Annotated in this window: 11 protein-coding genes; 5 read left to right on the plus strand and 6 right to left on the minus strand. The window is 70.3% G+C overall.

All coding sequences use genetic code 11. From position 1 onward, the window contains the following. Nucleotides 1-17: 17 nt before the first annotated feature. The 5 genes from QT196_RS36605 to QT196_RS36625 form a co-directional block, all read right to left on the minus strand. The gene (locus QT196_RS36605; RefSeq protein ID WP_168482986.1) at nt 18-176 is read right to left on the minus strand and encodes a hypothetical protein; all 159 of its coding nucleotides are present in this window, start codon (nt 174-176) and stop codon (nt 18-20) included. A gap of 108 nt (nt 177-284) precedes the next feature. Next, a complete protein-coding gene (locus tag QT196_RS36610; RefSeq protein WP_168482987.1) occupies nt 285-1,244 on the minus strand; it encodes a cytochrome c oxidase assembly protein in 960 nt (319 codons plus the stop codon). 117 nt (nt 1,245-1,361) lie between these two features. Then, a complete protein-coding gene (locus QT196_RS36615; protein WP_168482988.1) occupies nt 1,362-2,387 on the minus strand; it encodes a 6-phosphofructokinase in 1,026 nt (341 codons plus the stop codon). A 143-nt stretch (nt 2,388-2,530) separates the two neighbouring features. Next, nucleotides 2,531-3,259: a glutamine amidotransferase gene (locus QT196_RS36620; protein ID WP_168482989.1), complete on the minus strand. Its 729-nt coding sequence runs from the start codon at nt 3,257-3,259 to the stop codon at nt 2,531-2,533. A gap of 26 nt (nt 3,260-3,285) precedes the next feature. Beyond that, nucleotides 3,286-4,524 (minus strand): MurT ligase domain-containing protein, encoded by a 1,239-nt coding sequence (locus QT196_RS36625; protein ID WP_085922105.1) that lies wholly within the window; start codon nt 4,522-4,524, stop codon nt 3,286-3,288. A 183-nt stretch (nt 4,525-4,707) separates the two neighbouring features. On the opposite strand from QT196_RS36625, the gene def reads away from it, so the two are divergent. Beyond that, on the plus strand, nt 4,708-5,268 hold the full coding sequence (def, locus tag QT196_RS36630) for a peptide deformylase (RefSeq protein ID WP_168482990.1): 561 nt from the start codon (nt 4,708-4,710) through the stop codon (nt 5,266-5,268). 31 nt (nt 5,269-5,299) lie between these two features. Here the strand turns inward: def and QT196_RS36635 are convergent, their stop codons facing one another. Further along, nucleotides 5,300-5,947 carry a TetR family transcriptional regulator gene (locus QT196_RS36635; protein WP_085922103.1) on the minus strand — a complete coding sequence of 216 codons (648 nt, stop codon included), beginning with the start codon at nt 5,945-5,947 and terminating at the stop codon, nt 5,300-5,302. 161 nt (nt 5,948-6,108) lie between these two features. Between QT196_RS36635 and QT196_RS36640 the strand changes: the two genes are divergently transcribed. The 4 genes from QT196_RS36640 to QT196_RS36655 all read left to right on the plus strand — a co-directional run bounded on the left by QT196_RS36640 (nt 6,109) and on the right by QT196_RS36655 (nt 12,600). Beyond that, the gene (locus tag QT196_RS36640) at nt 6,109-7,371 is read left to right on the plus strand and encodes an acyl-CoA dehydrogenase family protein (RefSeq protein ID WP_290356471.1); all 1,263 of its coding nucleotides are present in this window, start codon (nt 6,109-6,111) and stop codon (nt 7,369-7,371) included. Nucleotides 7,372-7,767: 396 nt separating this feature from the next. Beyond that, a complete protein-coding gene (locus QT196_RS36645) occupies nt 7,768-9,429 on the plus strand; it encodes a TROVE domain-containing protein (RefSeq protein ID WP_168482992.1) in 1,662 nt (553 codons plus the stop codon). Nucleotides 9,430-9,775: 346 nt separating this feature from the next. After that, complete coding sequence (gene gcl / locus QT196_RS36650; protein WP_168482993.1) at nt 9,776-11,557, plus strand: glyoxylate carboligase; 1,782 nt, start codon at nt 9,776-9,778, stop codon at nt 11,555-11,557. Nucleotides 11,558-11,703: 146 nt separating this feature from the next. Next, nucleotides 11,704-12,600, plus strand: a complete 897-nt coding sequence (locus QT196_RS36655; RefSeq protein ID WP_290356472.1) for a 2-hydroxy-3-oxopropionate reductase — start codon at nt 11,704-11,706, stop codon at nt 12,598-12,600. The last annotated feature ends 99 nt before the right edge of the window (nt 12,601-12,699 follow it).

The raw sequence follows: 12,699 nt of genomic DNA on the forward strand, positions 1-12,699 counted from the left end.
GCCCCGCGCCGGCGGGCTCAGACCGGCCGGGCGGCCAGCACCCCGATCGTCACCAGCGCCACCACCACCCAGGAGAACCAGAGCCAGCCATTGGCGCCCAGCGCCACGGTGTAAGCGGTCGCCGCCACCAGCCCGCCCACCGTGCACACGGCCATCGTCTTCGCAGATCCGGGCATACCCGCACGCTCCTCACGGCGGCCGGGCGCCGAGGAAACGACGCGGGCCGCGGCCATGGGGCCATCGTCCCCGGCCGCGGCCCGTACCGCCAGACTGGCGACGCGCGGTCACTGCCCCCGGGCGTTGAGCGAGGCGAGATAGGCGTTGTAGTCGGCCAGATCCTTGTCGCCGTTGCGGTCGGCGGCGCGGTCCGCGCGCTGCGACTGACGCTCCTCGGACTTGTACCACTGGAAGACCAGGGCGATCAGCACCACCACAGACGGGATCTCGCTGAAGGCCCAGGCGATACCGCCGGCCGCCGACTGGTCGGACAGCGGGTCGATCCCCAGCGAGGCGGGCGGGTGCAGGAAGGTGCGGACCATCGGCTCCGTGGCCATCATCAGCGCGATGCCGAAGAACGCGTGGAACGGCATGCCCGCGAACAGCTCCAGCATCCGCATCACATAGCCCGGCCGGTGCGGACCCGGGTCGACGCCCATGATCGGCCAGAAGAACACCAGGCCCACCGCGAGGAAGTGCACCATCATCCCGATGTGCCCGGCCCGGGACTCCATCAGGAAGTCGAACAGCGGCGAGAAGTAGAGCGCGTAGAGGCTCGCGATGAACAGCGGGATGGTGAACGCCGGGTGCGTGACGATCCGCATGTAGCGGCTGTGCAGCAGCGCCACCAGCAGTTCACGCGGCCCCTTGCGGCCCCGTCCGGCGGCCGGCAGGGCGCGCAGCGCCAGCGTCATCGGCGCCCCGAGCAGCAGCAGGATCGGCGAGAGCATGCTGATGATCATGTGCTGGACCATGTGCACGCTGAACATCGCCATGCCGTAGTCATTGAGCGCGGTACACATCACCAGGGCCACCGACACCACGCCCAGGGCCCAGGCGACGGTCCGGCCCACCGGCCAGGCGTCCCCCCGGCGCCGCAGCCGGATCACCGCCCAGCCGTACAGTCCGAGCCCCAGCAGACAGCCGACGAGAAAGACCGGATCACCACCGAACTCCAGGCCTCTCCCCAGCGTGAACGGCGGCAGATCCATGTTCATGCCGTCCATGCCGTGCCCGCTGTGATCCATCCGCTCGCTCCTGATTCGTACCAATGCTCCGGCGACAAGACTAGAACCGCCCCCGGCCTGGTGATCGGGCGGGGGCGGTTCGTGCAGCGCGGAACTATCGCGATGGGGGCAGCGAGGTCACAGCACGCACTCGGCCTCGTCGTAGCGCTCCACGGGCACCGTCTTGAGCGTCTCCACGGCCTCGGCCAGCGGCACCAGCGTGATGTCGGTGCCGCGCAGCGCGGTCATCATCCCGAAGTCGCCGCGGTGCGCGGCCTCGACGGCGTGCCAGCCGAAGCGGGTGGCGAGCACCCGGTCGTACGCGGTCGGGGTGCCGCCGCGCTGGACGTGCCCGAGGATCACCGGACGCGCCTCCTTGCCGAGCCGGTCCTCCAGCTCCACGGACAGCTGTCGGGCGACCCCGGCGAACCGCTCATGGCCGTACATGTCCTTGCCGCCGATGTCGAAGGACATGGTGCCCTCGCGCGGCTTGGCGCCCTCGGCGACGACCACGATCGCGAACTTCTTGCCGGCCTCGAACCGCTCGGAGACCCGTGCGGTCAGCTCCTCGATGTCGAAGGGCCGCTCGGGCACGACGATCGCGTGCGCACCGGCCGCCATGCCGGAGTGCAGCGCGATCCAGCCGGTGTGCCGCCCCATCACCTCGACGATCATCACGCGCTGGTGGGACTCGGCGGTGGTCTTGAGCCGGTCCAGCGCCTCGGTGGCGACACCCACCGCGGTATCGAAGCCGAACGTCACATCCGTGACCGCGATGTCGTTGTCGATGGTCTTCGGTACGCCCACGATCGGCAGCCCGGCGTCCGACAGCAGTCGCGCCGCCTTCAGCGTGCCCTCGCCGCCGATCGGGATGATCGCGTCCAGGCCCAGCTCGGCGACATGGCCGCGGGCCCGCTCGACGCCGTCCCGCAGATGCGCGGGCTGCACCCGGGACGACCCGAGGATGGTGCCGCCGCGCGCCAGGATGCCGCCGACGGCATCGAGGTCGAGCTTGCGGTAATCGCACTCCAGCAGGCCCTTCCAGCCGTCACGGAAGCCGATTACCTCATCGCCGTGATCAGCGGTGGCGCGGTGGACGACGGACCGGATGACGGCGTTCAGGCCGGGGCAGTCGCCGCCGGAGGTGAGGACACCAATACGCATTGCTTGAAAAACCTCTGCAACTCAACCGGGGGCCCGGACCCCGTCGTCCGGTGGGAATCCGCTCACCCTACAAGCGCGAGACCCCCGGGAACACGTACGCCCGCAGTGCAAGACTGCGGGCGTACGAATGGGCGCGATGGCGCTCAGGCGGGCGTGGTCGCCGCGGCGATCCGCTCCTGGCGCAGCGCCTCGTACCAGGTGTCGTCCACCGGGGGAAGCGCGTTGACGTCCAGCGCCAGCTTGATCAGCAGGTCGGCGATATGCGGATTACGCGCCATCACCGGGCCGTGCATGTACGTCCCGAAGACGGTGTCGTTCCACGCGCCCTCGTAGCCGTCGCCGACCCCGTTGCCCTTGCCGAAGCGCACCTTGGCGAACGGCCGGGCGGTCTTGCCCAGATGCGTCACGCCCTGGTGGTTCTCGAAGCCGGTCAGCGGCGGCAGCCCCAACTGCGGGTCGATATCGGCGAGTACGTCACCGACACAGCGCTCGGCCTCGCCGCGGGTGCTCACCACGTCCAGCAGCCCCAGACCCTGCTGCCGCTCCCCGAGGTCATTGATGAACTCATGGCCCAGGATCTGGTAGCCGGCACACACCGAGAACACGATCGCGCCGTTGGCGACCGCACGGCTCAGCCCGCCGTCGCGGATCAGCCGCTCGGAGGCCAGCCGCTGCGGCCGGTCCTCGCCGCCACCGATCAGGTAGATGTCGCCGGAGGTGGGGATCTGCTGGTCGGACCGTACGTCCAGCCGCTGGACGTCCAGACCGCGCTGGCGCGCCCGCCGCTCCACCACCAGGGCGTTCCCCTGGTCGCCGTACGTGCTCAGCAGGTCCGGGTAGATCCACACCAGACGCAGGCAGTTGTCACTCATGCTTGCTCGTCCTTGTCCGCGCATCGTCAGTTGCCCACCCGTCGGCGCAGGTCCTGGAAGGCCGTGTAGTTGGCGATGACCTCGATCCGGCCGGGCGGTGCCAGCTGCACCGCCTCGTCCAGGCTCTCGCAGACCTTGAAGTCGAGGCCCGCGACCTCCAGCCGCACCGCCAGGTCCAGCTTGCGGTCGCCGAGCACGAAGATCGGGTGGCCGGCCAGCCGGGTGTAGTCGACGTCCCACAGCCAGGAGGTGTCGGTGCCGTCCGCGCCGCGTGCGTTCACCGACATGATCACCGGGGTCGGCGGCGGGTCGATCAGCGAGAACGTCTCCAGCCAGCCGGCCGGGTTCTTCGCCAGCAGCAGCCGCAGCTCCCGCTCCATGAACGTGACCACGTCGTAGCGCCCGGCCACCGCCTGCACCGAGAACATCCGCTCAAGGGCCACCTGCGGCGGCACGCCGAAGGCGGCGGCGACCGCGGCGGACGTGGTGGCGTTCGCCTTGTTGGCGCGCCCCGGCAGCTGGAGCTTGATCGGCCACGCGCTGCCGTGCGGGTCGAGCACATGATCGCCGGACAGCGCCCAGCTGGGCGTCGGACGGCGGAAGCCGCACTCGCCGCAGAACCAGTCCTCGCCCGGCCGCTGCATCACACCACCGCACGAGGGGCAGGACCAGGCGTCGTCCTTCCACTCCTGCCCGGCCGCGACCCACACCACGTTCGAGGACGACGAGGCCGCCCACACGATCAGCGGGTCGTCCGCGTTGGCGATGATCAGCGCCTTGGAGCCGGACAGCCCCTCCCGCCAGTGCTCGGCCAGCATCCGGGTCTCCGCGGCGCGGTCGAGCTGGTCGCGGGAGAGGTTCAGCAGCGCTATGGCCTTCGGCGTCGTATCGCGTGCGACACCGGCGAGGTACTTCTCGTCCACCTCGATGACGCCGTAGCGGGCGTCCGATCCACCGGCCAGCGCGGACGTGATACCGGCCGGCATGTTGGCGCCGAGCGCGTTGGAGACCACCGGGCCGCTGGCCCGCAGCGCCTCCGCGATCAGCCGCGTCGTGGTCGTCTTGCCGTTGGTCGCCGACACCAGGATGACGTCCAGGTGCCGGGCCAGCCGCGCCAGCAGGTCGGGGTCGAGCTTCAGTGCCACCCGGCCACCGATCACCGATCCGCTGCCGCGGCCCGCCGCGCGCGATACCGCCGCCGCGGCCTTGCCTGCCGTCACGGCCAGCTTGGCCCGCGGCGACAGCGGCTCCGTGTTGCCTGCCATCGTCTTTGATCCTCCTTGCATCCGGCGCCCGCCTGCCGTGGGGCTGCCGTGGAACGCTCCTCCGCAGCCGATGACCGGCCGGGGCTTCGGTCGGGGATCAGCCTATCGAGATCCGGCCGCAGCCCCGAACCCCGCCACCCGTGCGGCGACATCCGCTGTGTGCAGGACCGTACGCTTGTCCCCATGCGTCCCCGCACCATTCCCGGCAGTTCCGGCCATGTCCGCCCGCTGCGATTGCTGGGCGATCCGGCCCTGACCGAGCCCTGCCAGGAGGTCACCGTCTTCGACGACGAGCTGGCCCGGCTGGTCGAGGACATGTACGCGACGATGTACGCCGCGCAGGGAGTGGGCCTCGCCGCCAACCAGATCGGCGTCCCGCTGCGGGTCTTCGTCTATGACTGCCCCGACGACGAGGACCGCCGCCATCTGGGGCATCTCGTCAACCCCCGGCTCGTCGAGGCCGACGGTCCGGTCATCCGCGGACCCGAGGGCTGTCTCTCGCTCCCCGGCATCGAAGCCGGCACCCCGCGCCACGACCATGCCGTGGTGACCGGGGTGAGCGTCACCGGCGAGACCGCCACGGTGACCGGCACCGGCTTCTTCGCGCGCTGTCTCCAGCACGAGTGTGACCATCTCGACGGCGGTCTCTACATCGACCACCTGACCGGGCTGCGCCGCCGGCGGGCGCTCCGGGCGGCGGCGAAGGCTCCGTGGGCCGCGACGGAGGAGGCGCCCGGCCGCTGAGCGACCGGCGCCTCCCTGCACGGACCGGCTCCTAGAAGCCGGGGCCGTCCGCGCGGTCGTCGACCGCGGCCAGCTGCCCCCAGAGCAGATCGGCCAGCTGCTTGACCAACTGCTCGCGCGAGCACGGGCGTTCGCGCAGCCACCAGTCACCGGCGTGTTGCATCATGCCGACGATGCCATGGCCCCAGACGCGCGCGGTCAGCTCGCCGCCCGGCCCCAGGTCGAGCCGGTCGGTGATCACCTTGGCCAGTTCCTCACCGAGCCGGCGCAGCAGGGGGGCGGAGTGCCGTCCGACGTCGAAGCCGGACTCGGAGGCGTTGTCCTCGTCCGACGGGTGCATCAGGAAGCGGTACACCTGTGGCCGGGCCTCGATCGCGAGCAGGTAGGCGTCGAGGGTGGCCTCGACCCGGTCCCGGCGCAGGACGGGGGCGTCCAGCGCGGTCGCCAGATTGGCGAGCAGGGCGTCGGTGTGCCGTACGGCGAGCGCGCGGTAGAGCCCGCCCTTGTCGCCGAAGTGCCGGTAGAGGATCGGTTTGGTGATTCCTGCCTCGGCGGCGATGGCGTTCATCGAGGCGTCCGGGCCGTCGCGCAGCACAATGCGCTCGGCGGCTTCCAGCAGCTCCCGCCGTCGGCGCTCGGTCGCCGTCTGCCGGCGGCCGATGTGCTCTGTGCTTTCCATGGTCGTGCTCCCCACCCTTGTGAATCCGTGGCGCTGGCGCAACGTAACACCCGATCTCCACGGCGATTTCGTCCCCAGGGGAGTTGACAGCCTTTACTGGCGAGTAACACACTGCGTGTTACCGCTAGTAACACCGCAATACCGCAGCAGCTGGAGGGGACATGGCCGAGTTCACCATGGAGCTCAATGACGAGCAGAAGGAAGTCCGTGACTGGATTCACGGCTTCGCCGCGGACGTCATGCGCCCCGCCGCCGCCGAGTGGGACGAGCGCGAGGAGACCCCCTGGCCCGTGATCCAGGAGGCCGCCAAGATCGGTCTGTACTCCCTCGACTTCTACGCCCAGCAGTTCTTCGACCCGACGGGCCTCGGCATCCCGATGGCCATGGAGGAGCTGTTCTGGGGCGACGCCGGAATCGGCCTGTCGATCGTGGGCACCGGCCTGGCCGCCGTCGGCGTGCTCGCGAACGGCACGGAGGAGCAGATCGGCACCTGGGTCCCGCAGATGTACGGCGATGTCGATGACGTCAAGGTCGCCGCCTTCTGCTCGTCGGAACCGGACGCCGGCTCGGACGTGGCCGCGATGCGCACCCGCGCGGTCTACGACGAGGCCAAGGACGAGTGGGTGCTCAACGGCACCAAGACCTGGGCCACCAACGGCGGGATCGCCAACGTCCATGTCGTCGTCGCGGTCGTCGACCCGGAGGCCGGCTCCAAGGGCCATGCCTCCTTCATCGTCCCCCCGAACACCCCTGGCCTCTCCCAGGGGCAGAAGTTCAAGAAGCACGGCATCCGCGCCTCGCACACCGCCGAGGTCGTCCTGGAGAACGTCCGGGTCCCCGGCCACTGCCTGCTCGGCGGCAAGGAGAAGCTCGACGAGCGCCTTGCCCGGGCCCGTGAGAACGCCAAGAAGGACGGCATGGGGGTCCCCCCGCTCGAGCGAAGCCGAGAGCGGGGGAGGGTGAAGAACGCCGCTATGGCCACCTTCGAGGCGTCCCGGCCCGCCGTCGGCGCGATGGCGGTCGGCACCGCGCGGGCGGCCTACGAGGAGGCACTGGAGTACGCCCGGACCCGCTCCCAGTTCGGCCGCCCCATCATCGACAACCAGGGCGTGGCCTTCCAACTCGCCGATATGCGCACCCAGATCGACGCCGCCCGCCTGCTGGTCTGGCGCGCCTCCTGGATGGCGGTGACCGGCAAGCCGTTCACTTCCGCCGAGGGCTCCATGTCCAAGCTCTTCGCCAGCGAGGTCGCCAAGAAGGTCACCGCCCAGGCCGTACAGATCCTCGGCGGCAACGGCTTCACCCGCGAATACCCGGTCGAGCGGATGCACCGCGACGCCGCTATTTACACCATCTTCGAAGGCACCAGTGAGATCCAGCGCCTGGTGATCGCCCGGACGCTGTCCGGGATGCCGATCCGCTAGGGCAACTCGCAGGCAGGCGCGCAGAGGCGCCCCGCCCCTGCTTCGGCAGGCGGCGGGGTGGCGCGTCGTGAGGGGGCGCGAAAATCCCATGAGCTTTGTCAGTGGGGCGCGTTAGAGTGCACGCACAACGTCAGGCACCTCCCGGTGCGCAGGCCCACGGCTACTTCTTCCACAAGTCCCGCCGTAGGCCGTCCTTGATCTCGGGAGGCGCGGCATCGGGGTGCCCGGTGCGCAGGCAGGGGGTACTTCCACTGTTAATGGGGTGGTCGCGGGTTCGAGTCCCGTCGCCGACTACGGGTCGGCGTAGCTCAGTTGGCAGAGCACCTTGTTTCCTCAGCCGACTCTGATCTCGGGCACCCCGCTGCTGAGCTTCCCCTCCCTGTGAGGGGTTTTCCTTTGTCCCGCTTCAACCACCGTGCCGCGCCGCCCGCCGCCGGTTCGCCGGTGACCACCACCGGCCGTCGGGCCCGCACCCACCAAGGCGGCTCCGGCTATCTGCGCGATCCCAAGTCGGAGCTGTTCCTGCTCGCGGTCGCCAACTTCGTCGGCACCGACAGCTTCTACGAGACCGGCGGGCAGCGCGACGACCGCTACACCCAGCTCGTCCGGCAGCTCGCCGTCGAGGATCCGGTATGGACCGCGGGGATGCTCGGCTGGCTGCGCGGTCCCGGCAACATGCGCACCGCGGCGATCGTGGGCGCGGCCGAGTACGTCAAGGCCCGCCTCGAAGCGGCCCGCGGCTCCGGCGGCCCGGCCGGCGCATCCGTGGTGGACGAAGGGGCGGGGTTCAACCGCAAGACGATCGCCGCCGTCCTCCAGCGCGCTGACGAGCCGGGTGAACTCCTCGCCTATTGGACATCGCGCTACGGCCGACGCATCCCCAAGCCCGTCAAGCGCGGCATCGAGGACGCCGTCGGCGCGCTGTACAACGAGAAGTCCCTGCTCAAGTACGACACCGAGGCGAAGGGCTTCCGCTTCGGTGACGTCATCGAACTCACCCACCCCGCTCCCACCGCCGGGTGGCAGGGCGATCTGTTCGAGCACGCCATCGACCGTCGCCACCACCGCGACAAGCCGATCCCCGAGTCCCTGCAACTGCTGCACACCCGCGCCGCGATCGGCGACTGGACCGTCGAGAAGCGCCGTGCCCTGCTCGCCCGCCCGGACGCCGCCGCATTCCTCCAGCACGCCGGGATGACATGGGAGGCGCTGGCCGGGTGGCTCCAGGGGCCGATGGACGCCGCAGCGTGGGAGGCGGTCATCCCGTCCATGGGCTATATGGCTCTGCTGCGCAACCTGCGGAACTTCGACCAGGCCGGTGTCTCCGACGAGGTCGCCGAGATGGTGGCGCGGAAGCTCGCCGACCCGGATCAGGTCGCTCGCTCCCGGCAGTTGCCGATGCGCTTCTACTCGGCGTACCGGGCTGCGCCTTCGCTGCGCTGGGGCCACGCCCTGGAGAAGGCGCTGACGATATCGCTGGCGAACATCCCGCGGCTGCGCGGCCGGACGCTGGTGATGGTCGACACGTCCAGCTCGATGCAGGCCGGGTTCTCCCGCGACGGCACCCTCATGCGGTGGGACGCGGCGGCACTGTTCGGGGTTGCGCTGGGGCAGCGCTGCGAGAGCGCGGACGTCTTCTCGTTCTCGTCCGGCCGCCGGCACTGGGGTGACGCTCCCTGCGCGGCCACGAAGGTCTTTCCGCCGCAGCGTGCTGAGTCACTGCTGCGCGCGGTCGGCCGCTGGAAGGACGGCGGCTGGTTCCTCGGCGGCGGCACCGACACGGCCGCCGCCCTCCGCGAGACCTTCCGCGGCCACGACCGGGTCGTCATCGTCACCGACGAGCAGGCGGGACACGACGCCCAGGAGGTCACCGAGTCCATACCTGCCACCGTGCCGATGTACACCTGGAACCTCGCCGGATATGAGGCCGGGCACGCGCCGTCCGGCAGCCGGCACCGGCACACCTTCGGTGGCCTCACGGACCAGGCGTTCCGCATGATCCCGCTGCTGGAGGACGGCCGGGACGCCCGGTGGCCGTGGGAGCAGCCTGCGAGCTGACGAGTGGAGTGCGAGCGGCCCCGGCGCGGGTCGCCGTCGCAGAAGGAGGGCCCCACCCGGCCGCCGGGTGGGGCCCTCCTTGTGTCTGCATCCGGCGCGAAGCCGCGCATCGGGCAAGGGCCCGGTGGGCGGCTTTTCGTCGTGCGGGAGGTGCTCCGGCGGCAGGGGTGACCTGCGCCCGTCCGGCGGGGCGTCCGGCGCGAGGTGCCCCTCATCCCCTTGACGACGGGAACGCCGCGCTCTACTTTCCTTCCATAAAGCAAAACATTAGTTCCACGATACGGAATCAACTCTCTCCGCCGCTTCGCTGGAGCTTGCCCGTGACAGGTCGACGCAGGAGTACTCGATGCCTCGAATGACAGCCGCCCGCGCCGCGGTGGAGATCCTCAAGCGGGAGGGCGTGGCCCACGCCTTCGGAGTGCCGGGTGCCGCGATCAACCCCTTCTACGCGGCGCTCAAGGGCGCGGGCGGGATCGATCACACGCTGGCGCGCCATGTCGAGGGCGCCTCGCACATGGCCGAGGGCTACACCCGGACCCACCCGGGCAACATCGGCGTCTGCATCGGGACCTCAGGGCCGGCCGGCACCGACATGATCACCGGTCTCTACTCCGCGATCGGTGACTCGATCCCGATCCTGTGCATCACCGGCCAGGCCCCCACCGCGGTGATCCTCAAGGAGGACTTCCAGGCCGTCGACATCGCCTCGATCGCCAAGCCGGTCACCAAGGCCGCCACCACCGTGATGGAGGCCGCCCAGGTCCCCGGCGTCTTCCAGCAGGCCTTCCACCTGATGCGCTCCGGCCGCCCCGGCCCGGTCCTCATCGACCTGCCGATCGATGTCCAGCTGACCGAGATCGAGTTCGACCCCGAGACCTATGAGCCGCTGCCCGCCTTCAAGCCGGCCGCGACCCGCGCCCAGATCGAGAAGGCCGTCACGCTCCTCAACGCGTCCCGGCGCCCGCTGATCGTCGCCGGTGGCGGCATCATCAACGCCGACGCGTCCGGGCTGCTGGTGGAGTTCGCCGAGCTGACCGGTATCCCGGTCGTGCCCACCCTGATGGGCTGGGGCATCCTCGCCGACGATCATGAGCTGAACGCCGGCATGGTCGGCCTCCAGACCTCGCACCGCTACGGCAACGCGAACTTCCTGGAGTCCGACTTCGTCCTCGGCATCGGCAACCGCTGGGCCAACCGCCACACCGGCAAGCTGGACGTCTACACCCAGGGCCGCACCTTCGTCCATGTCGACATCGAGCCCACCCAGATCGGCAAGATCTTCGCCCCGGACTACGGCATCGCCTCGGACGCCAAGGCCGCGCTGGAGCTGTTCGTCGAGGTGGCCAGGGAGCTCAAGGCCGCGGGCAAGCTGCCGGACCGCAGTGCCTGGGCCGCGTCCACCCAGGAGCGCAAGGCGCAGCTCCAGCGCCGTACGCACTTCGACAACATCCCGATGAAGCCGCAGCGCGTCTACGAGGAGATGAACCAGGCCTTCGGCCCGGAGACCCGTTACGTCACCACCATCGGCCTCTCCCAGATCGCCGGCGCGCAGATGCTGCACGTCTACAAGCCGCGCCACTGGATCAACTGCGGCCAGGCCGGCCCGCTCGGCTGGACCATCCCGGCCGCGCTCGGCGTCGCCACCGCCGACCCGGAGACCCCGGTCGTCGCGCTCTCCGGCGACTACGACTTCCAGTTCATGCTCGAAGAGCTGGCCGTCGGCGCCCAGCACAAGATCCCGTACATCCATGTCCTGGTGAACAACGCCTACTTGGGCCTGATCCGTCAGGCGCAGCGCAACCTCGACATCAACTTCCAGGTCAACCTGGAGTTCGAGAACATCAACGCGCCGGAGCTGGGCGTCTACGGCGTGGACCATGTCAAGGTCGCCGAGGGCCTGGGCTGCAAGGCCATCCGGGTCACCGACCCGAGCCGGCTGGGCGCCGCCTTCGAGGAGGCCAAGAAGCTGGCCGCCGAGCACCGCGTCCCGGTCGTCGTCGAGGCCATCCTCGAACGGATCACCAATATCTCGATGAGCGGTTCCGACATCGCCAGCGTCAACGAGTGGGAGGACGTCGCGACCGAGCCCGGTCACGCACCCACCGCGATCAAGCCGCTCAAGGTCTGACGCCGGACCGGCACCGGACCCGATCCGGACGGTGTGCCGGGCGCGGTGCGCACCCCCGCGCCCGGCGTCACCGCCCCTCCCGTAAAACCCCGGACGGCACCCCTCCGCCGCCGTCCTCCCCTTCCGTGATGTGAAAGAGGCACCGCATGAGCAATCTCCCCAAGGTCGCGTGGATCGGTCTGGGCATCATGGGCTCGCCCATGGCCGAGAACCTGATCAAGGCCGGTTACCCGGTGACCGGCTACACCCTGGAGGCCGACAAGCTGGAGCGGCTGGCCAAGAACGGCGGCAGCGTGGCCGGCTCGATCGCCGAGGCGGTCGCCGACGCCGACGTCATCATCACCATGGTCCCCGCCTCCCCGCAGGTCGAGGCCATCGCCTACGGGCCCGAAGGCATCCTGGCCCACGCCCGGCGCGGGGCCCTGCTGATCGACATGTCCTCGATCACCCCGCAGACCTCCATCGACCTCGCCCACGCCGCCGCCGACCAGGGCATCCGGGTCCTGGACGCCCCCGTCTCCGGCGGCGAAGCCGGCGCCATCGAAGCGGTCCTGTCCATCATGGTCGGCGGCGACCAGAGCGACTTCGACGCCGCCCGCCCCCTCCTGGAAGCCCTCGGCAAGACCATCGTGCGCTGCGGCCCGCACGGCTCCGGGCAGACCGTCAAGGCCGCCAACCAGCTCATCGTCGCCGTCAACATCCAGGCCTGCGCCGAAGCCGTCGTCTTCCTGGAGAAGTCCGGCGTCGACCTGAGCGCCGCCCTCGACGTGCTGGGCGGCGGACTGGCCGGCTCCACCGTCCTGGCCCGCAGGAAGGACAACTTCACCACCCGCGACTTCCGCCCCGGCTTCCGCATCGACCTCCACCACAAGGACATGGGCATCGTCACCGACGCCGCCCGCACCGTCGGCGCCGCCCTCCCCGTCGGCAGCGTCGTCGCCCAACTCGTCGCCTCCCTCCGCGCCCAGGGCGACGGCGGCCTCGACCACTCCGCCCTCCTGCGCGGCGTCGAACGCCTCTCCGGACACACCACCGAAGGCTGAGCAGGGCCGGGCGAGCGTCTCCGGGCGGGCGGGGGGGGCGTGCCGTGCGCGAGCGGGGTGACGGTCATCACCCCGCCGGCCTGGAACGCGCAGCTGTTG

Origin of the sequence: Streptomyces sp. P9-2B-2 (assembly GCF_030406865.1) — a bacterium.
GTDB lineage: Bacteria > Actinomycetota > Actinomycetes > Streptomycetales > Streptomycetaceae > Streptomyces > Streptomyces platensis.

Coding starts and splice junctions, on each gene's coding strand:
- QT196_RS36605 (WP_168482986.1), bottom strand. CDS start 176: ATGCCCGGATCTGCGAAGACGATGGCCGTGTGCACGGTGGGCGGGCTG.
- QT196_RS36655 (WP_290356472.1), top strand. CDS start 11,704: ATGAGCAATCTCCCCAAGGTCGCGTGGATCGGTCTGGGCATCATGGGC.
- def (WP_168482990.1), top strand. CDS start 4,708: ATGCGTCCCCGCACCATTCCCGGCAGTTCCGGCCATGTCCGCCCGCTG.
- QT196_RS36620 (WP_168482989.1), bottom strand. CDS start 3,259: ATGAGTGACAACTGCCTGCGTCTGGTGTGGATCTACCCGGACCTGCTG.
- QT196_RS36625 (WP_085922105.1), bottom strand. CDS start 4,524: ATGGCAGGCAACACGGAGCCGCTGTCGCCGCGGGCCAAGCTGGCCGTG.
- QT196_RS36615 (WP_168482988.1), bottom strand. CDS start 2,387: ATGCGTATTGGTGTCCTCACCTCCGGCGGCGACTGCCCCGGCCTGAAC.
- gcl (WP_168482993.1), top strand. CDS start 9,776: ATGCCTCGAATGACAGCCGCCCGCGCCGCGGTGGAGATCCTCAAGCGG.
- QT196_RS36610 (WP_168482987.1), bottom strand. CDS start 1,244: ATGGATCACAGCGGGCACGGCATGGACGGCATGAACATGGATCTGCCG.
- QT196_RS36635 (WP_085922103.1), bottom strand. CDS start 5,947: ATGGAAAGCACAGAGCACATCGGCCGCCGGCAGACGGCGACCGAGCGC.
- QT196_RS36640 (WP_290356471.1), top strand. CDS start 6,109: ATGGCCGAGTTCACCATGGAGCTCAATGACGAGCAGAAGGAAGTCCGT.